Origin of the sequence: Microcystis sp. M144S2 (assembly GCF_020246065.1) — a bacterium.
In the GTDB taxonomy this organism is placed as follows: domain Bacteria; phylum Cyanobacteriota; class Cyanobacteriia; order Cyanobacteriales; family Microcystaceae; genus Microcystis; species Microcystis ichthyoblabe_A.
The window spans coordinates 1-20,427 of record NZ_JADBTR010000021.1 but is presented as its reverse complement, the minus strand read 5'-3'; the positions used below and the strand labels follow the sequence as shown (position 1 = coordinate 20,427).

The following is a 20,427-nucleotide window of genomic DNA, read 5'->3' as shown; positions in this document are numbered from 1 at the left end:
GTAAAGTTCGGGGATTTGTGGGTATCTTCCCAAACTATCTAAACGAATCGCTTCTTCTTTAAATAATTCTGCTGCTTTTTGTAAAGTTCCTGTTCCCTGCGCTGACGGGAAAAATTGTTTAATTACACAATAGGGTTTTGAAGGTTTATCCTCATCTATCGCTTGAAATGTCTTGCCAAAACCCCCTTGACCGATTAATTTTAGCGCTCGATAACGTTCTCTGAGCAGTAATTGAGAACCGCACTTATGACAGAATTTATCCGTGGGGGTGTTTTGGTGCGAACAATCGGGATTGAGACAGAGACTCATAGCCGTTTGACAAGTGTGGGAAGATTAACCCCTATTATAGAAAAAGAAAGCAAGCTAGAGCGACTCTAGTGGGCAAATTTTCTGATAATTCGCTGAAAATAAGGTGACAGGTATGGTCAATTCACAACCCGCTATACTTTGTCCACACCACAATTTAGCCATTTTGTCAAAAAAATTTTGACTTTGCAACAAAACTACACAAAAATTAGATCAACGTTGTTGGGGAAAAAAGGGATAATTGGCGAAAGTGTTTGGTTTTGCTCAAGGGAAAAATCTAGATTTAGTAAGGGTTTTAAGACAACCTAGACCATTAAAACCCTAAAAATTACAATAAGAGCCATCATAGCATAATGGAAAATTGTACCAGAATCGCTGGAAGTATTGCAACCTCGTAAATAAATAAAAATTATTCTCAATAAATTCTTAGGTAAAAATAAATATTACCGATTGTAAATTTAAATATTTTTAAGTATTGAAGGTATTTACATAGAAAATACTTATCATTTTTCCTGATTGCCTCTGACTGGAAAGAGGGTGTAGGGTGTGGGGTGTGGGGTGTAGGGAAGAAAACCTCTTTCATCTGTAGGGGTGAAAATTTTTTCATCAGGACTGACTTGAAAGAGGCGGTCGGCAGGGGGCAGGAGGGAAAAGTACCACTTTGGGGAGTCAGTCGTCGATACCAAACTAGGCTAAACTCTATAGGAGAAACCCGATGACTAACTTGATTATTTCGCAAAAATATGGCTAAAAAGCTCGATTTTGTTATTCCCGCCGTCGGTGGAGTCACAGGAGCCAATTTATCTGCTTGTCTGGGAAATATTGGCTTAGTCGGCGGATTTGGCGGTATAAGCGTCGGTTTAGTGGGAATGACGGGGATTGGCATCCTGACAAGTTCGGCAATTTATGCCAGTCTGCAAGGACTAGAAACAAACGATCACAATGTCGGGTTAGCTTTGGGAATAGGAAGCCTTGGCGGAATCGGTATCTACTCTACCTTTGGGGGTGTGGGAGTCGCGGTTAAAGGTACAGCTTTCGGTGTTGGTGTCGGTTCTATGGCGATCGCTGGTGGCCTAGTCGGGTTAGGAATCTACGGACTGATGAAAATGTTATCTCCCACCTACTCCGACAATAATTTTTATAGCAATCTAGAATTTTTTGATCGCATTACTAGAGAGTACGAAGAAGCTTTATTTTGGCAAGAAGTTACGGGGAAATATGAAAATCTAGAGGCAGAATTACAGCAACTGTTAGAAGAAGTATCTGTTCAGGAAAATCAACAGTTAGATTCTACAGAAATTACTATTCCAGAGCGTTTATCTTGGCAGTGTTTCCAAACTCTTAAAGGTCATCAGGAAAATATTGGGGCGATCGATGTTAGTCCTGATGGTAAAATTATTGCTAGTGCGGGAGAAGATCAAACCATAAAACTTTGGCAGCGAGAAACGGGTAAATTAATTTATTCGTTTGTGGGAGTTAATGAACCGCTCCAAACTCTGGCGATAAGTCCTAACGGTAAATCGATTATTGCTGGTGGATTAGATGGCAGAATTAGTCAGTGGCAATTAGACACTAAGCAGTATAAAAGTAGTTTTTTCGCTCGTGTAAATGCTCCCGATAGCCACGATGGTGTCATTTTACAATTAGCTTTTGCTGCCAATGAAAGATTTATTGTTAGTGCTAGTAATGACAAAACTCTGCGAATCTGGGGTTATCATACAGGAGAATTAAAGCGAACTTTAATCGGTCATGAGGAGGCAGTTAATACCTGTGCTATTAGTCCCGATAGCCAAATTATTGCTAGTGGTAGTGATGATAAAACTATTAAATTATGGCGATTTGATCATAGTTATGCTTATCAAACTTTTATCGGTGACAGGGCAGCCGTTAACAGTTTAGCTTTTAGTAATGATGGTCAATATCTAATTAGTGGCGGTAGTGATAAAACGATTAAAATCTGGGATATAAAGACAGGAGAAATTATTAAAAGTTGGCAGGCACACGAGCAGGCAATTATTAGTATTGCTATTAATCCTCATCGCCATTTAATTGCTAGTGCTTCCCGAACAGAAATTAAAATTTGGCAAGGACAAACAGGAGAATTAATTAAAATTTTACGGGGAAATGCTCCCTTAAAATTTAGTCCTGATGGTCAATTTTTAATTACAGGTAGTTATGGAGGTAAGGTAAAAATATGGTCAGAAATGTTAGGAGAATTAGAAATATTGCCCTCCGATTCCGAGGATTGGTGGGAGGTTTTAGAAATTTCTAAGAATGCCAGTTTTCCAGAGGTTAAACAAAGATATTATCAGCTTGCTCGTCAGTATCACCCCGATCACAATTCTTCCGTCGTGGCGATTAAAATTATGCAAAAAATTAATCGAGCTTACGAGCGGTTTTTATTTTCTATCTCGCAACAGTAAAATTGTCAGCGTAGGTTCAAGTATTTAACTATCTTTCGATTCTCCCTTAATCCCCCCTTAATCCCCCCTTGATAAGGGGGGTGCCGATAGGCGGGGGGATCTCCCTTGATAAGGGGGGTATCTGATAATTTTTAACGCCTACCTACTTATCTCACCCTTAAGATAACTGCTATAATTATTCGATTCAAGAGCCAAAAGTAAAACCAGAAATATAGAGAGCTTACTAACAAGCTCTCTATAAAGTTTAGGTCTTTTACCACTTATCTTCCAGACTAGGATCTGTTAGCAGTATTCAAGCTACCCACTTGAATATTCAGATTAATTTTTTGTCCTTCCCGGCTAATTTCTACGGGTAAATTATCGCCGATTTGAGTATTAGCCACAATTTCCTGAACCGCATCGGGATCGGTGACATTCTTACCACCTACAGACTTTAACACATCACCCGATCGCAATCCCGCTGCTGCGGCGGGAGAATCTCTCATCACCCGCACTAACAAGACACCAGAATCATCGGGGATAGTCCAATTATCAGCCATGGGACTATCGGCTAATTGTTCTTTTACCTCTGGGGTTAACTGTACCATTTGAACACCGAGATAGGGATGTTCCACCTTACCCGTGGCGATTAATTGTTCGGCGATTCTTTGGGCAGTTTTAATCGGAATAGCAAAACCTAAACCCTGGGCATTTTGAATGATAGCGGTGTTAACTCCGATAACTTCTCCCCGAGCATTTAACAAAGGTCCGCCGGAATTTCCGGGGTTAATTGCCGCATCGGTTTGCAGGAAATCCACCCGTTTATCACTAGCACCAATTTGGGAGCCATTGCGTTCCTTGGCACTAATAATCCCCGTGGTGACAGTGTTATCTAATCCCAAAGGATTACCGATAGCGATCGCCCATTCTCCCACCTGTAAACTATCAGAATTACCTAATTTAACCGTGGGTAAATTGCTCGTTTCCACCTGTACCACTGCCACATCAGTTAAAGGATCACTACCTAAAACTTTACCATCGATAGTGCGACCATCTTTGAGGGTGACAGTTACCTTATCTGCTCCCTCGACAACGTGAGCATTGGTGATAATTTTACCGTCATTACTGATAATAAACCCGGAACCTGTACCCCTTTGAACTTGTTTTTCTCCTCGCTCGGGTATTTGGGAACCGAAGAAGCGACGGAAAACAGGATCGTTAGCAAATTCCGAAAAATCACCGCCTCCATTGACTTCCCTAGAAGCATTAATTCTTACCACCGCCGGCCCCACTTCTTGCACCACAGAAGCGACAAAATTGGTGGGAATAACTAGGGTTGAGGGAGCGGCTGCGGCTGGTGTGGTAGGGCGAGGATTATTGGTAGCGGTGGCAATATTTTGGGCTAATTCTAGAGGATTTTGGCTGTAGGCATAGGTGGCACCGATACCTAACCCGGCACCCAAAACCAGTAAGGAGGAATAGGCAAAAAGTTTTTTCATCGCAGAAGATTTGGAGCGTTTGGGATTACCTTCGTTGCTCGGGGAGATATTATCGTTAAAAATATTGTGAGTCATAGTTTTTATTGTTTAACCATTTTGAGAAGGGAATAAAAGTCAGTCCTAATAATCGTGGGTGTGAGAGGAGTGTTTTGGAAAACGGCTTGGGACTGACTATCTCTAATTTAGGTGGGGGATATGAACTTACTGTGACGCAGACATGAACTTTTGATTGCAAGCTCATTGTTTTATAGTTTTTGACAGCTATAAGCATTAATACGCATGGCACAAGTGAGATGCTCCTCAGCAGAATAGACTCACTACTATGGCACAATTTAGTTTTTGGGTTGCATTAATTAACCTAATCTAGGGAAGATAACAATAGAAAAAACGGAATTGTGAGGATATTTTTATGTTTTGTTAGCCTTTGGAATGCAGGAGAAAACGCAATAACCAACCGCTTGCTAAACCACTTAAATTTGTAACCGCAAGAATCAGAAAAATATTGAAAGGGCTAAAGTTTTTCCTGTCTAACTCTAATGTAGTATGAGACTGAGTAAATACTATTACCATGCTCCCTATTCCAGTTACTACTCCCCCAAGAACATTCCCTGACATAAGACTGAAAGTAATACCACCTATCAATCCAGGAAAAACAAAAAGCAAGAAAGGTGCAAACTGATTTGTACTTTCCCGGTGATAGAACCATAACCCAACCACTGCCGCAACCCAAGCCCCAGCCACAGCCCCAGCCACAGCCGCAACCACACCCATACCCACAGCCACAGCCGCAACCGCAACCACAGCCACAGCCGCAACCCAAGCCATACCCGCAACCACAGCCACAGCCGCAACCCAAGCCATATCCACACCCACAGCCACAGCCGCAACCACAGCCATACCCACACCCACAATCACAAGGTCCCAAGGTGATGAACTCCCACCTAAAGTGTAACCAATTACACCATAAACAAGAAACACACCGATTAACCAACCCCAGGGAAGAGCTTTTAGTTTTTTCTGAAGAGAATTATCAGAAGGGTTTGGGTTAACAGGGGCTTTTTTTTCAGCCTCTTTTGGCTCTTTCCTTGGCTGTGGGGGATTAACTTTTTCTTGACGATATTTTTTTTCTACAGGAGGCGGACGATATTTTTCTTCTACAGGAGGCGGTGGTAATTCCAATTGTTGAAGCCAATCGGACATAGACTGAGGGCGGTTTTCTTTTTCCAAAGCCATCCCCAGAGTAATGGCTTTGTTAAGATGATCACTTAAATTAGGATTAATTTCTTTCGGTAATGTTAAGGGACGATTATCTAAACGGCGTTCCATTGAAGGAGTCGGTTTTTGCCCAGTTACCGCATAATAAAAACTGGCGGCTAGGGCATAAATATCCACACTAGGCTGACGATTGGCTTTGCTACCTTGATAAACTTGTTCATAGGGGGCAAAACTGGGATTTGCGGCATAATCCGTCGAACTACTACCAGCCGGAATAATCTCTTTAGCAATGCCAAAATCAATCAAGATAGCATTCCCATTGGGTTGAATCATAATATTGCCAGGGTGAGCGTCTCGGTGTACGATTCCTGCTTGATGAACTGCCTCTAATGCGCTGCCAATTTGCCGAATATATTTTAAACATTCCGCTTCCGATAATTTTCCTTGAGTTTTCACCCTTTCCATCAAAGTTTGACCCTGAATAAAATCCATCACCAAACAGGGAACTTGACCTTCAGTAAAAAAATCGGAAATACGGACGATATGGGCATGGGGAGTCTGGGAAAATTTGGCTAACTTGCGCCCTTCCGCCTCAAATTGTCTAACATAATCCTCGTATTCCGTATCTCTTTTCTGCAAAATATCAGGAGTTTTGATCACCACTTCCATGGTGAGTTGGCGATGACGTGCTTTATAGGTCAGGCCAAAACCTCCCCGTCCCAAGACCTCAAGGATCTCGTACTTGCCATTGTGGAGGAGTTGTCCCGCTTGCCAAACCATAGAATTTTGCAATAGTTGTTTTTATCATACCAAAAAATCTGCTTTTGTCTCAAAATTGGCTTATGTTTTGGTATTTGAGTTTGTAGGGGCGAAGCATTCGGATAAGAAATTTACGGTTTCAGCGATAGGTTATTGCCCGAATGCTTCGCCCTTACGGGAGTTTGGTGGTGCTTAAGTTTACACCAATGGCACGTCTTGCATCCCATTGTGGTTAGTGAGTTTATCGAACTGCAATCGCCCTTGATCCCCCCTTGATAAGGGGGGTTTGATTCCCCCTTGATCCCCCCTTGATAAGGGGGGTTTGATCCCCCCTTAATCCCCCCTTGATAAGGGGGGTTTGATCCCCCCTTGATCCCCCCTTGATAAGGGGGGTTTGATCCCCCCTTGATCCCCTTGATAAGGGGGGCATTTGATAATTTTTAACGCCTACCTACTTAGGAGAAGATGGGGGAGAACCTGTCGGAGTTGGTTGAGGTGTAAACTTTTGCTTCATCAATTCTGGTACACCTAAAGCCGTTAATAAAGTAGCAATCGCCGCGACACCAGCCCACACTAATGTCCAATTAATAACAATGGGTTGAGATATTTTAAATTGTTCTGGTTTGGGAATAGACAAACCTAAATCCTTAAACCATGCTTGCACTGACTGAGGACGTTTATCTGCGTCTAATTGCAATGCCCAAAGAATGGCTTGATTGATATTAGGGCTGATTTTTGAATTGTAGGTTTTCGGCTCAATTAAAGGCGGATGATCAATTTTTCGAGTCATCGCATCTTTTCGAGTCCTCGCATTCACTGGAATTTTACCCGTTAAAAGCTCGTATAACACGGCTCCTAAACTATAAATGTCGGTAAAAGCTCCGCGTTTAGCATCACGAGAATAACACTCAATAGGCGCAAAACCTGAGGCTAATTCCTGGGTACGAGTTTTGGTTAATTCCTCATCAAAATCTAAGGCTAAACCAAAATCAATTAAGACTGCTTCTGGTTTACCAGTCCGAATCATAATGTTACCCGGTCGAATATCTCGATGCAGAAAACCGCGACTATGTACCACCATTAAAGCCTGTCCAATCTGCTCAATGTAGCGTAAGGCTTCTTTTTCTGGTAAAATTTTTGTTGATCGCCGATCTAAGGTCGTCCCATCGATATATTCCATAACCATGCAGTTAGCTTTACCCTCTGAAAATAACTCTTTAACTCGCACGATATGAGGATGATCACAACCTTTTAATTTACTCGCTTCCTGCCAAAAAAGTTTCTGTAAACGCTCAGACTCCCACAATTTAAAACCCACATCCCTCGGCGTTTTGATCACCACTGAATCACCATTGCGATCGCTGGCTCGATAGGTAATGCCAAATCTTCCTTCACCCAATACTTCCTGAATCCTGTACTGGCCATCTTTAATTTTCTTGCCCAGATCCCAAACCATTAACTCCTAGCTCCTCTGCTCACAAACATTAATTAAACTTATTTTAATAGCGATGTCATTTTCCCAGAAGTATAACCTAATGTGGTGTTAACGACCGGCGACCGGCGACTGGCGACCCAATTAGATAAATTTGACCTAATCTTAGGTTTTATGGCTAGGATTATCTCTTGTCTTTTTTCTCCTCCTGTCTCCTCATCTAAGGGAAGATTTTTGATTTTTACAGGATTTCTATTAATCTTTCAGCAATTCTAAGCGATAACGATACAAAGCCACAGGACGATTCGGCGCTTGGAAATAATCCGGCGATTGGGGAGAAAGATAAATGGCTGTCACCTGATCGCCTAGAATTTTATTAGGAGATAATAACTGATAGGCGGTGGTGGTTTCCACCTCATTAAGATAAGTGTTGGTTTCTCCCCGGAAAATTTGTTGACTGATTTCTGTGGCAATAAATTGATTTCGGCTAGGAGTTTCGCTATTTCTGGCAATTACCGTGGAAATTAGTTGATGAGCGCCGCGTAAAAAGGTAATCTGACGATTGGGATTATTAGGGTCAGTTTTTACCGATAATACCGATTGATTACCTAAATAGGCGCGACTAATTGCTAAACCATTAAAGGATCGATCGGCCACAATTGATGGTTTACTGATAATAGTGGATAAAAAGGCAGCATTTATCGGTCTGGAAATAGCTTTCTCGATGAATCTCACCGGAAACTCGATCGATTTTTCTAGGTAACGACGATTACTTTCAAAACCGGGTGTGATAATCTGGGGAGAAAGAGGAGCGGTTAAATCGATTAGGGTACTGGTGACAGTCCAATTGCCTACCATCCAATCGGGATAAACTAAATCTCCACTGGCAAAACTAACCACTGGTTTAGTCATCCAGCGAGGATAATTAGTTAAGCGATCGCTTAAATTTCCCGCTATAGATAATTCTAAATGGTTACTACAGCCTAGAATCAATACTAACAAGAACAAAATTATCCTTTGCATGGGTAAAAATATTTTTTAAGTAATATTCTTTAATTATGAACGATTTTATCAACTCCCAAGCCTTTAATCTCGATTCGGCAGTAATTCCCATCGCACCCACTGGTTTTAAATCTGGTTTTATTGGCATTATTGGTCGTCCTAATGTGGGCAAATCTACCCTGATGAATCAATTAGTGGGACAAAAAATCGCCATTACTTCCCCCATCGCTCAAACTACCCGCAACCGTTTACGCGGCATTGTCACCGACGAGCGCTCCCAGATGATTTTTGTCGATACCCCCGGCATTCACAAACCCCATCACGAATTAGGCAAAGTTTTAGTTAAAAATGCCGAAAACGCCATAAATTCTGTAGATTTAGTTTTATTTGTTGTCGATAGTAGTAATTTTTTGGGCAATGGCGATCGCTATATTGCCGATTTACTGACTAAAAACCAAACTCCCACGATTTTAGGGCTAAATAAAGCCGATCAGCAACCGGAAGACCCGGAGCCTATCGACGATAGTTATCGCACCTTAGCGGCGGAAAATAACTGGCCTCTGCTCAAATTTTCGGCACTGGAGGGGACAGGAATCGTAGAACTGCAAAATCTGTTAATTGATTCCCTCGAAGTCGGTCCCTATTACTATCCCCCCGATTTAGTCACCGATCAACCGGAAAGGTTTATTATGGGCGAATTAATCCGCGAACAGATTTTACTGCAAACCCGTCAGGAAATTCCCCATTCTGTGGCGGTGGTGATTGAACGCGTCGAGGAAACTCCCGCTTTAACCAAGGTTTTTGCCGCCATTAACGTGGAACGAGCTTCCCAAAAAGGGATCGTCATCGGTCAAAATGGCAGTATGTTAAAAGCGATCGGCTCTTCCGCTCGATCGGCTATTCAAAAGTTAATCGCCGGGGAGGTATATTTAAAATTATTTGTGAAGGTAGAACCGAAATGGCGACAATCTCGCTCACTTTTAGCAGAATTTGGATATCGCACCGAGGAGTGAAGGGAGCGGGGAATTATGAATTATGAATTATCAATTATGAATTGGTGAGCGGGAAGAGGGAATTATGAATTATGAAGTGGGGAGAAAAAATAAAAATAATCTCCTGACTTCTGAAGACCGACTTCTGAAGACCGATTTCTGAAGACCGACTTCTGAAGACTGACGGCTGATAATTTTCACTTTTGTAGTAGAATGGAGAACCACTAATAACTGATTTCTGGAATAATGGCCGATATTACAAACCTAATTAAACAGGTACACCAAGAGGCAAAAAAAGAGGATTTTCCCATCGATACCCTAATTTACCAAGAGGCAAAAAAAGACCCCCTTGAACCAGTTTTGTATGCTGGTAATCTTGCTAGTCAGTTGTGCTTTTTTGGCCGGGATTTAGGACGAGATGAAGTGTATGCAGGACAACCTTTGATCGGGGCTGCCGGTAGAATGGTAAGAGAGGGATTTTTTCAAGCTTGGCAGGGGAGAAAATCCCATGATCGTCAAGAGCTATTATCGGTGTGCGATCGAATTTTCTTGACTAATACAGTTCCCTACAAACCTCCTGGTAATAAAGCTTATTCTGGGGAAGTGAAAGATCGTTTCCGTCCATTTATAGAAAAACTGCTAGTTTTTTATTGGCAAGGTGATCATATCATTCCCCTTGGTACGGAAGCTTTTAAATGGTTTGAACCCTACGGTAAACCCAAAGAAGTAGATAAATTCTATCTTGATAAAGAACGCTTTACCAAAAAACTCCTAGTTACCCTTACCGCTACTGATGAAGATGGATTAAAACAGCAAAAGGAAGTGACTTTATTGCCTCTCCCCCATCCCTCTCCTCTCAATCAAAGATACTATGCCCTTTTTCCTGATTTATTACAAAAAAGATTAACTGAATTTGCCTTTTAACTAATGAGAATTTACGGCAATCGTCCCATAAAAACCCTAGCAGGACAATTAACCCGTCCGACGACAGCAAGGGTGCGAGAAGCTTTATTTAATATCTGGCAACAGAAATTATCCGGCTGTCGTTGGTTGGATCTTTGTGCGGGTAATGGTTCCATGGGTGCGGAAGCTTTATGTCGAGGTGCGAGTCTAGTAATCGGAATTGAACAATCAGGACGCGCTGGCGAAATTATCAAGGAAAATTGGCGCAATTTAGCAACTTCTCCCCAGCAATTCCAAGTAATTCGGGGGGATGTGCTGACAAAGTTAGCCACTTTAGCGGGGAAAAGTTTTGATTTAATTTATTTTGATCCTCCCTACGAAAGCGGGTTATATTTACCGGTACTAACTGCCATCTCTCAATATAATTTATTAGATTCTCTGGGGGAAATTGCCGTGGAACATAATCCCAAATCTTGGCAAGCAATTAATCTAGAAGGTTTAACCATTTGTCGTCAAAAACGCTACGGCAATACTACCTTAACTTTTTATCAAAAAGCAGATGTCTCCTGACCACTGACTTGAAAGAGGGTGTAGGGTGTGGGCTTCGGCCGTGAGCTCAGCCGAACGGGTGTGGGGTGTGGGGTGTGGGGGGAGAATAAATAAAAGCAATCTCCTGACTCCTGCTGAAAATAGTCAATTTTATTGGGCAGCCTAGAAAAATTATTATTTCTCAACAAAATCACATAATTTGTCACTTTTCTTGACAATCATCCTGAGTAAAGCGAGAAACTTTCTGACAACCGCAGTTAATCGCCCCCTGTTTAAGCTATTTAAACAAAAATTAGAGCTTATTTCGATAAAATTAGCAGTAAATAGGCTGTAACCTCTCAAAAAACTTAAATCCCTTTTCCTAGTTCTTTTTTTGACCTAAAACTACCCTGAAGTTTCCTGACACGGCAGCCGAACTCTCTCCCCTTAACCCTTGCTGCTCCCCAGAATATCACCTATTTTTGGTATAAATTTATACCCGACAAAAATAGTCGGGTATATTTGACACCAAGATTTTGCGGGTGATAGGATGCTTGTAGATTCAGTTGACGGCAAGACAGGAAAATCATGACCCTAGCGACAAACATCAAAACCTCAAAATTCATCCCCACCTTTACCCGCTTGGTTTCTAAGGAAGGAGGGACCTCCTACCCCCTGAAAGCGCTGAATATCTGCGAAGAAACCTTTGCCCCCCTGGAAGTGGACTACGATTACGACCTCATCCGTCGCACCGTTACCAGAGAAAGCATTCAAGCAGGTCCCAATTCCATCTGGCGCTATCGTTCCTTTTTGCCGGTGGAAAGTGAAAATCCCATCGATGTGGGTACGGGTATGACTCCCCTAGTTAAATCCCACCGTTTAGCTCGGCGCTTGGGTCTAAAAAATCTCTACATTAAAAATGATGCCGTCAATATGCCCACTCTCAGCTTCAAAGATAGAGTGGTATCCGTCGCCCTTACCCGGGCCAAAGAATTAGGTTTTACTACCGTTTCCTGTGCTAGTACGGGAAATCTGGCCAATTCCACCGCCGCTATTGCCGCTCACGCCGGTTTAGACTGTTGTGTTTTCATTCCCTCCGACTTAGAAGCGGGTAAAATTCTCGGCACCCTAATCTATAATCCCACGGTAATGGCAGTTAAAGGCAATTACGATCAAGTTAACCGTCTCTGTTCAGAAGTGGGCAATACCTACGGTTGGGGTTTTGTCAACATCAATCTGCGTCCCTACTATTCCGAAGGTTCCAAAACTTTAGGCTTTGAAGTGGCTGAACAATTAGGCTGGAAACTCCCCGATCATATTGTCGCACCTTTAGCCAGTGGTTCCCTCTTTACCAAGATTTATAAAGGCTTCCAAGAATTCGTCAAAGTCGGTTTGGTGGCAGATAAAGCAGTGCGTTTTAGTGGCGCTCAAGCGGAGGGTTGTTCCCCCATTGCCCAAGCTTTCAAGGAAGGACGGGATTTTGTCGCCCCAGTTAAACCCAATACTATCGCCAAATCGATCGCTATTGGTAATCCCGCCGATGGTGTTTATGCCCTTGATATTGCGCGTAAAACTGGCGGTAATATTGAATCCGTCACCGATGCCGAAATTATCGAAGGTATTAAACTTTTGGCAGAAACGGAAGGCATTTTCACGGAAACCGCAGGCGGTACGACTATCGCTGTCTTGAAAAAATTAGTAGAAGCGGGTAAAATCGACCCCGAAGAAACCACGGTCGTTTATATCACCGGTAATGGTCTAAAAACCCAAGAAGCGGTACAGGGTTATATCGGTGAACCCCTGTTAATCGAACCGAAATTAGAAAGCTTTGAACGGGCCCTGGAACGTTCCCGCACCCTCGAACGCCTCGAATGGCAACAGGTTCTCGTCTAGAATTGATGTTCAGGGATGATGGGGCAATTATCCTCTTGCCTCATCTCCACAAGCAATTTAAATTCGCGTGCAGCTTACTGTCCTTTCCACTTTTTCCTTGATATCTATGGCTGTAAAAGTTCTCATTCCCACTCCCCTGCAAAAATTTACAGAAAATAAGGCTACCATCGAGTGTAGTGCTAGTAGTGTCGGTGATTTAATCGAATCCTTAGAAGCAAGTTTCCCCGGTATTAAGGCCCGCTTATGCGATGAAGAGGGCGCACCCCGGCGCTTTTTAAATTTCTACGTCAACAGTGAAGATATTCGCTTCCTCGATGGGACAAAAACCCCCTTAAAAGATGGCGATGAAGTCAGTATCGTTCCTGCGGTGGCTGGAGGTTAACCCCCCTATAAGTTTGTTTTCCGTCAATTGTAATTAAACCCCTAGAAAGTGATGTTTTCTGGGGGCTTTTCTTCAGGTAAGTTTTAGTTAGGGTTTGCTGAATAAATTTGAAATGTAGGCAAAGTAAAGGTTTTGGGGCTTTTCTCGCTCCCACAGGTGCAAGATTTTGAGAGAATCGTCGTTCAAAACCTTGCGTCTTCATCGGTCCGCGTCCTGTAGGGGCGAAGCATTCGGACAATAACCTATCGGTGAAAAGGTAGATTTTCTATCCGAATGCTTCGCCCCTACTTATTCAGCAAACCCTAGTTAGGGTTGCCAGAAAAACCTAATCTTTGTGTCCTTTGTGCCTTTGTGGTTGTTCATATTATTATAAGCTGAGACACATTTGGTCAATTGCCATAGAAGTTCTCATCTAAGATTTGCTCTGGCAAGAAAGGACAAATTTGAGGATAATCATTTTCTGGGGGAATCCGAACACCAAATTGAGCAAGTTTCCCTTCCTTAATTGCCACTTGACGAGCATCTGGATAAGCTTCCTCAATGGCAGTTTCTAGATAGGATTTCAGGGAAGGCGTATTGCGTAAGTTTTTCTCAATTCGCTGGCGATGCTCAATAATAGAACAATACCAGCTATCCTTCATTGATGGCGGTGCGTCCTGCTGTACTTTTAATTTGAGCAAATGAGCTAAAAGAATCATCAAATTACTTTCTAAAGTTCTTTTTTCCGATTTTCCCAACTCGGTTAACTCCTCAATTAAGTTATCAGTATCCAGCGCAGCAAATTCCCGCTTCTGTAGGTGGCTAATTGTTGTTGCGAGCCATACTTGAAAATCTTGTTCGTAGAGAGTTTTCGACATAGCGATAAGTTGTTCCTTCGAGTCAATAACTGCACTGATAACTAAGCGGCTACAATTCTCAAGGCGTTACTAATTTCTAGTTTCCCTTGTAGTTTACCAAAAAATCACCTAAAATGGAAACTATCTGTATCCCTTGCTGACTGCATCTGGCTCCCTACACCATTTTCTAGTATCGTTGAGCAAACCGGCGAAAGATAAGGAGTTAAAACTATGCCTTTAAGTTGGAATGAAATAAAAAATCGCGCCATCGCTTTTCAAAAAGAGTGGGAAGGAGAGACTTCAGAAAAAGCAGAATCTCAGTCTTTTTGGAATGATTTTTTTAATGTCTTTGGCATTTCACGGCGTAGGGTAGCTAGTTTTGAGCAACCGATAAAAAAAGCCGATAATAAACAGGGTTTTATTGATTTACTCTGGAAAGGAACGATTTTAGTTGAGCATAAATCGAAGGGTAAAGATTTAGAAAAAGCCACACAACAGGCTAAGGATTATTTTCCCAATTTAAAGGAACATGAGTTACCGCGTTATATTTTAGTCTCGGATTTTCAACGGTTTAAATTATATGATTTAGATTCGGGCAATCAATGGGAATTTGAATTAAGTAATTTTGTTGATAACGTTCATTTATTTGATTTTATTGCTGGTTACGAAAAGCGAGTTTATAAAGACGAAGATCCCGTCAATATTCAAGCAGCCGAGTTAATGGGAAAACTTCATGATTGCCTGAAAGAAATTGGTTATATGGGGCATAATTTAGAAGTTTATCTAGTGCGTTTATTATTTTGTTTATTTGCCGATGATACGGGTATTTTTAATAAGGGTATTTTCTGGGAATATATCGATTTACATACCAAAGAAGATGGCAGTGATTTGGCGATGCACATTGATGCTATTTTTCAGGTTTTGAATACACCAGAAGACAAAAGATTAAAAAATCTCGATGAGAATTTAACTCAATTTCCCTACATAAATGGCAAGTTATTCGAGGAGTCGTTACCTTTAGCGGCTTTTGATAGCAAGATGCGAGTCATGTTATTAGAAGCTTGTGCTTTTGATTGGGGAAAAATTTCCCCTGCTATTTTTGGCTCTATGTTTCAAGCGGTAATGAATCCAAAAGAGCGACGCAATTTAGGGGCGCATTATACCTCAGAGAAGAACATTCAAAAGGTGATTAAACCATTATTTTTAGATGATTTACACAGGGAATTTGAGAAGATTAAAGGCAATCGCAATAAATTACTAGAATTTCAGAAAAAGATTGCTAATTTATATTTTCTTGATCCTGCCTGTGGTTGCGGCAATTTTTTAATTATTACCTATCGGGAGTTACGAGATTTAGAGATTTTGGTATTACAGGAGTTAGATAAATTAGATAAAACGGGGCAGTTAGTAACAGATATTAGTACCATTATTCAGGTAGATGTCAATCAGTTTGCTGGTATTGAATACGATGAGTTTGCGGTGAGGGTGGCAGAGGTGGCAATGTGGTTAATTGATCATCAGATGAATATTAAAGTTAGTAATACTTTTGGTCAATATTTTGTGCGTTTACCATTAAAGAAAGCGGCAAAGATTGTTAATGGAAATGCCTTGCGGATTGATTGGGAAGAACTTATATCAAAAGAGAAGCTCAATTTTATTTTAGGTAATCCTCCTTTTGTGGGGAAACAGTTACAAAATGCCGACCAAAAGGCTGACATGAATCATGTTTTAGGGGACATTAAAGGAGCAGGTGTTTTAGATTATGTGACCGCATGGTATATTAAAGCGGCTGAATTTATTCAAAATAGTTTAATTCGTTGCGCTTTAGTTAGCACAAATTCTATTTCTCAGGGTGAACAAGTTGGTGTTCTTTGGCAAGAGCTTTATCAAAAATATAAAATAAAAATTCATTTTGCCCATCGAACTTTTAGCTGGAGTAATGAAGCAAAAGGAAACGCCGCAGTTCATTGTGTTATTATTGGTTTTGGGCTAGAAGATATTGACAATAAACGTATTTTTGATTATGCTGATATTAAAGGTGAACCAACAGAAAGAAAAGTTAAAAATATTAATCCTTACCTAGTTGAGGGTAGTGACTTGGTAATTTTAAGTAGAAGAAAAACCATTTCATCTGTTCCAGAAATAAACTTTGGAAGTATGCCAAACGATGGTGGTCATCTTATTCTTTCACAATCTGAAAAAGAAGAATTAGTTAAGAATGAACCTGATTCTGATAAATGGATAAGACGCTATACAGGGGCGCAAGAATTTATTAATGGTTATTCTCGTTATTGTCTTTGGCTTGTTAACATTCAACCTCAAGAATTAAAGAAGTCAAAAGAAATTTATAGAAGAGTTGAAGAAGTTAGAAAAGTGCGAAGTGAAAGCAATCGAAAAACCACTCAAGAATTATCTAAATTTCCAACTCTTTTTGGAGAAAATAGACAACCTGATACTAATTATTTACTTATTCCGGGTGTTTCATCAGAGAATAGAAAATATATTCCAACTGGATTTTTATCTCCTGATATAATTACAAGTAATTCATGTTTAATTATTCCTTATGCAACTCTTTATCATTTTGGTATCTTAACTTCAGAAATGCACATGGCATGGGTTAAATATGTTTGCGGAAGATTAAAAAGCGATTATCGTTATTCAAACACCATCGTTTATAATAATTTTCCCTTTCCAGAAAATATCACCGACAAACAAAAACAAACCGTTGAAACTTGCGCTCAAGCTGTGCTGGATACTAGGGTAAAATATCCCGATAGTAGCCTTGCGGATTTATACGATCCTTTAACCATGCCTCCCGACTTGCTCAAAGCTCACCAAAAACTTGACAAAGCTGTTGATTTGTGTTATCGTCCCCAACCCTTTACCAGTGAATTAAACCGTATTGAATACCTCTTTGAACTCTACGAAAAATTAACCGCTCCCCTACTCCCTACCAGCAAACAAAAACCCCCGAAAAGAAAAAATCCTCAATAACGAAGGCAATAGGCAAAAGGCAAAAGGCAAAAGGCAAAAGGAGATTATTTTTATTTATTCTCCCCACACCCCACTTCCCCGCTCCCCACTTCATAATTCATAATTCCCACACCCCACGCCCCACTTCCCCATCACCCCATCACCCCACACCCCATCACCCCATCACCCCACACCCATCCCTAAGCGCCGCAATTCCGGAGATTATATAAAAAAACACCCAGAACAATCGAGGTGATGGACAATACTAAAGGTTGTGTAGGTCATCAGAAAAGCCCTGTCAGGGTAAAATACTATGAAACTAGCGTCACGAGTCAATCAAGTCACCCCCTCCCTTACCCTAGCTATCGACTCTCTGGCCAAGGAAATGAAGAAAAACGGCGAAGATGTCTGTAGTTTTAGCGCCGGGGAGCCAGATTTCGACACACCCACTCACATCAGAGCTGCCGCGAAAAAGGCCCTCGATGAGGGAAAAACTCGCTATGGACCGGCTGCCGGAGAACCGGGGTTAAGAAAAGCCATCGCTGAGAAATTGCTGCGGGATAATCAACTGGCATACAATGCCGATAATGTCATCGTTACCAATGGCGGTAAACAGTCTCTCTATAATCTAATCATGGCGTTAATTGAAGCGGGGGACGAAGTAATTATTCCCGCACCCTACTGGTTGAGTTATCCTGAAATGGTGACGTTAGCGGGAGGAACATCGGTTATAGTCAACACTAGCCTAGAGAATCACTATAAAATCACCCCCGAACAGCTAGAAGCGGCAATTACACCGAAAACTAAATTATTTGTTCTCAATTCCCCCTCTAATCCCACCGGTATTGTCTATACTCCCGAAGAAATCGCAGCTTTAGCAAAAATTGTGGTTGAAAAGGATATTTTAGTGGTTTCTGACGAAATCTACGAGAAAATCCTCTACGATGGCGCAATTCACCGCAGTATCGCTTCTTTTGGTCCGGAAATCTTTCAGCGCAGTATTATTAGTAATGGTTTTGCTAAAGCTTTCTCGATGACGGGGTGGCGCGTCGGTTACATAGCAGGACCGGTGGAAATTGTCAAGGCTATGACTAAGATCCAAGGTCATAGTACCTCTAATGTCTGCACTTTTGCCCAGTACGGTGCGATCGCTGCTTTAGAGAGTCCCCAAGATTGCATCGAGGAAATGGTCAAAGCTTTTAGCGAGCGCCGACAGTATATTTTAGAACGAGTGCGAGCAATCCCCGGACTCAATTGTCCTACTCCCAACGGTGCTTTTTATGTGTTTATCGATATTAGTCAAACTGGTTTAAAATCACGGGATTTTTGTCAGAAACTCCTAGAAACCCAAAAAGTAGCCGCTATCCCCGGTATTGCTTTCGGTGCTGATGATTGTATTCGTCTTTCCTATGCTACAGACCTAAAGACGATTGAAAAAGGATTCGATCGCATTGATCAGTTTATCGGCACTTTGTAGGATGATTACTGCGTCTGTTAGGGTGAATTTTGTTCGCCCTTTTTTTTCGGGTTTTAACGAACTTGAACTATAAAACAGGGAATGTACTTCCTAAAGGCCCTTCTGGGGACTTTCCCTAGGGGCTTTTGTTAAGTTACATTAAGCCCTAGAATAAAATCCTAGGGAGTTAGGCGAAATTCGCTCGATCGCTCGGTCTTATCCGCTTCTTAGCTGAGATAGACAAAAGATAGCGCATCGAGAAACAGAAAACTTGAGCTACTCAAGCCTTCGTCAATACTGCCCTTGTCATCTATCTTGAGTTATAACCTAGTGTCCCAAACCCTACCTAAACCTGCCCTAAAAAGAGAATTTTTGCCATTTACCCTACAGGATATCCGTCTAGCTATCCCGGCCCGTTGCTTCCAATCAAGCGTTTTTCGCTCTTTAGCTTACTTTTTTTTTGATATTGGCATTATTACCCTACTTTACTGGATAACTTACCAGATTAATCAAGCATGGTTCTTCCCCCTTTTTTGGTTTATGCAGGGAACCATGTTTTGGGCCTTATTTGTCGTCGGTCACGATTGCGGTCACGGTTCCTTTTCCCGTTATCGTTGGTTAAATAACTTAATCGGTCATCTCAGTCATACTCCCATTCTCGTACCTTTCCACGGTTGGCGCATCAGTCATCGCACCCATCACGCTAATACCGGTAATATCGACACCGATGAAAGTTGGTATCCCGTCACGGAAACCCAGTATAACAATATGGCCTGGTACGAAAAATTAGCTCGTTTTCAGCTAATTTTATTTGTTTATCCCCTTTATCTTTTCCGTCGTTCCCCTAATAAACAGGGGTCCCATTTTATGCCCGAAAGCCCCCTCTTTCGCCCCTCGGAACGGTGGCAGGTACTGACTAGCACCGTTTGCTGTACCTTTATGTTAGGTCTATTAATCGGGGTTGGTGTTAGCCAAGGCTTTTGGTTTCTGTTTAACTACTACATCATGCCCTATATCGTCTTTGTGGTTTGGTTAGACCTGGTGACATTCCTACACCACACCGAAGATGATATTCCCTGGTATCGCGGTCAAGACTGGTACTTTCTCAAAGGGGCGCTTTCTACCATCGATCGCGATTATGGCATCTTTAATCCCATCCATCACCAAATTGGTACTCACGTCGCCCATCATATTTTTATCACTATTCCCCACTATCATCTCCAAGAAGCAACCGAGGCTATCCGTCCCGTCTTAGGAGACTATTATCGCGTCTCGAAAGAACCGATTTTCAAATCTCTCTGGCGGTCCTACCGCAATTGTCATTTTGTCAGCGACCAAGGCAGCAAGGTTTTTTACCGCAAAAACTGATCCTATCTTAGCTATGAGGAGAAAACGGCAGAAAAATCTGCCTCCTCCTCATGTGTCAAAATGTTAGAAAATTCCCTACCGCTTCTAATTCATTACCTTAAGTTTAAGGATGTTCCAGTTCCCTACACTTTTGCTTGATTCATCTTTACATCTGACAACGCCCAATTATTTGTAGGATGGGTTAGCGGTAGCGTAACATGAGCGGGCGTTGGGTTTCATGCTTCAACCCAACCTTATGCAATGGTTCGCCAAAATCAGCCTTGGCAGCTTCCTGACAATTTATAGCCTCTCTGTTCCTAGAGATTCACTCCTTCCTAGTTTTGACTCTCCCCCGCTACACCGCGCGGTGTAGCGGGGGATTCTCGGTTCTTAGGCTCTTGACTAGATCAAACAGGTTTAACCGGTCGATCCCCGTCAAATCGCTTCCGCAAGCGTTTTCTAACACGGTCAGTCCGACAGCGTTTTTTCCTCGGTTCTCGAT

Annotated in this window: 15 protein-coding genes and 1 pseudogene; 9 read left to right on the top strand and 7 right to left on the bottom strand. The window is 41.8% G+C overall.

What is annotated here, in order from left to right; genetic code table 11:
• Positions 1-309, bottom strand: a 309-nt coding sequence (locus IM462_RS03105) for a serine/threonine protein kinase (RefSeq protein WP_287703258.1), incomplete at its 3' end; no start/stop codon positions are given.
• 740 nt (positions 310-1,049) lie between these two features.
• On the opposite strand from IM462_RS03105, the gene IM462_RS03100 reads away from it, so the two are divergent.
• On the top strand, positions 1,050-2,729 hold the full coding sequence (locus IM462_RS03100; RefSeq protein ID WP_287703256.1) for a WD40 domain-containing protein: 1,680 nt from the start codon (positions 1,050-1,052) through the stop codon (positions 2,727-2,729).
• A 272-nt stretch (positions 2,730-3,001) separates the two neighbouring features.
• Here IM462_RS03100 and IM462_RS03095 read toward each other — a convergent pair whose 3' ends face one another.
• The 4 genes from IM462_RS03095 to IM462_RS03080 form a co-directional block, all read right to left on the bottom strand.
• A complete protein-coding gene (locus tag IM462_RS03095; RefSeq protein WP_287703254.1) occupies positions 3,002-4,282 on the bottom strand; it encodes an HhoA/HhoB/HtrA family serine endopeptidase in 1,281 nt (426 codons plus the stop codon).
• A gap of 342 nt (positions 4,283-4,624) precedes the next feature.
• Positions 4,625-6,202, bottom strand: coding sequence for a serine/threonine protein kinase (locus IM462_RS03090; protein ID WP_287703252.1), 1,578 nt, complete (start codon positions 6,200-6,202; stop codon positions 4,625-4,627).
• A gap of 430 nt (positions 6,203-6,632) precedes the next feature.
• A complete protein-coding gene (locus IM462_RS03085; protein WP_287703250.1) occupies positions 6,633-7,637 on the bottom strand; it encodes a serine/threonine protein kinase in 1,005 nt (334 codons plus the stop codon).
• A 231-nt stretch (positions 7,638-7,868) separates the two neighbouring features.
• Entirely contained in the window at positions 7,869-8,636 is a 768-nt protein-coding gene (locus IM462_RS03080; protein ID WP_287703248.1) for a DUF6816 family protein, read from the bottom strand.
• Between the two features lie 35 nt (positions 8,637-8,671).
• Between IM462_RS03080 and era the strand changes: the two genes are divergently transcribed.
• The 5 genes from era to IM462_RS03055 all read left to right on the top strand — a co-directional run bounded on the left by era (position 8,672) and on the right by IM462_RS03055 (position 13,313).
• Positions 8,672-9,628 (top strand): GTPase Era, encoded by a 957-nt coding sequence (gene era, locus IM462_RS03075; RefSeq protein ID WP_287703246.1) that lies wholly within the window; start codon positions 8,672-8,674, stop codon positions 9,626-9,628.
• Positions 9,629-9,853: 225 nt separating this feature from the next.
• On the top strand, positions 9,854-10,531 hold the full coding sequence (locus IM462_RS03070; RefSeq protein ID WP_287703244.1) for a uracil-DNA glycosylase family protein: 678 nt from the start codon (positions 9,854-9,856) through the stop codon (positions 10,529-10,531).
• Between the two features lie 3 nt (positions 10,532-10,534).
• Positions 10,535-11,080, top strand: a complete 546-nt coding sequence (gene rsmD / locus IM462_RS03065) for a 16S rRNA (guanine(966)-N(2))-methyltransferase RsmD (RefSeq protein WP_287703242.1) — start codon at positions 10,535-10,537, stop codon at positions 11,078-11,080.
• 546 nt (positions 11,081-11,626) lie between these two features.
• On the top strand, positions 11,627-12,931 hold the full coding sequence (gene thrC / locus IM462_RS03060) for a threonine synthase (protein WP_002750866.1): 1,305 nt from the start codon (positions 11,627-11,629) through the stop codon (positions 12,929-12,931).
• 106 nt (positions 12,932-13,037) lie between these two features.
• Positions 13,038-13,313 carry a MoaD/ThiS family protein gene (locus IM462_RS03055; protein WP_002735127.1) on the top strand — a complete coding sequence of 92 codons (276 nt, stop codon included), beginning with the start codon at positions 13,038-13,040 and terminating at the stop codon, positions 13,311-13,313.
• Positions 13,314-13,702: 389 nt separating this feature from the next.
• Here IM462_RS03055 and IM462_RS03050 read toward each other — a convergent pair whose 3' ends face one another.
• Positions 13,703-14,170 (bottom strand): DUF29 domain-containing protein, encoded by a 468-nt coding sequence (locus tag IM462_RS03050; RefSeq protein WP_046662854.1) that lies wholly within the window; start codon positions 14,168-14,170, stop codon positions 13,703-13,705.
• A gap of 210 nt (positions 14,171-14,380) precedes the next feature.
• Between IM462_RS03050 and IM462_RS03045 the strand changes: the two genes are divergently transcribed.
• The 3 genes from IM462_RS03045 to IM462_RS03035 all read left to right on the top strand — a co-directional run bounded on the left by IM462_RS03045 (position 14,381) and on the right by IM462_RS03035 (position 19,946).
• Complete coding sequence (locus tag IM462_RS03045; RefSeq protein WP_287703240.1) at positions 14,381-17,143, top strand: DNA methyltransferase; 2,763 nt, start codon at positions 14,381-14,383, stop codon at positions 17,141-17,143.
• Between the two features lie 292 nt (positions 17,144-17,435).
• The gene (locus IM462_RS03040) at positions 17,436-18,599 is read left to right on the top strand and encodes a pyridoxal phosphate-dependent aminotransferase (protein WP_287703238.1); all 1,164 of its coding nucleotides are present in this window, start codon (positions 17,436-17,438) and stop codon (positions 18,597-18,599) included.
• A 309-nt stretch (positions 18,600-18,908) separates the two neighbouring features.
• Positions 18,909-19,946 carry a fatty acid desaturase gene (locus tag IM462_RS03035; RefSeq protein WP_287703260.1) on the top strand — a complete coding sequence of 346 codons (1,038 nt, stop codon included), beginning with the start codon at positions 18,909-18,911 and terminating at the stop codon, positions 19,944-19,946.
• A gap of 334 nt (positions 19,947-20,280) precedes the next feature.
• Here IM462_RS03035 and IM462_RS20925 read toward each other — a convergent pair.
• A pseudogene (locus IM462_RS20925) lies at positions 20,281-20,427 on the bottom strand (RNA-guided endonuclease TnpB family protein); the annotation flags it as partial.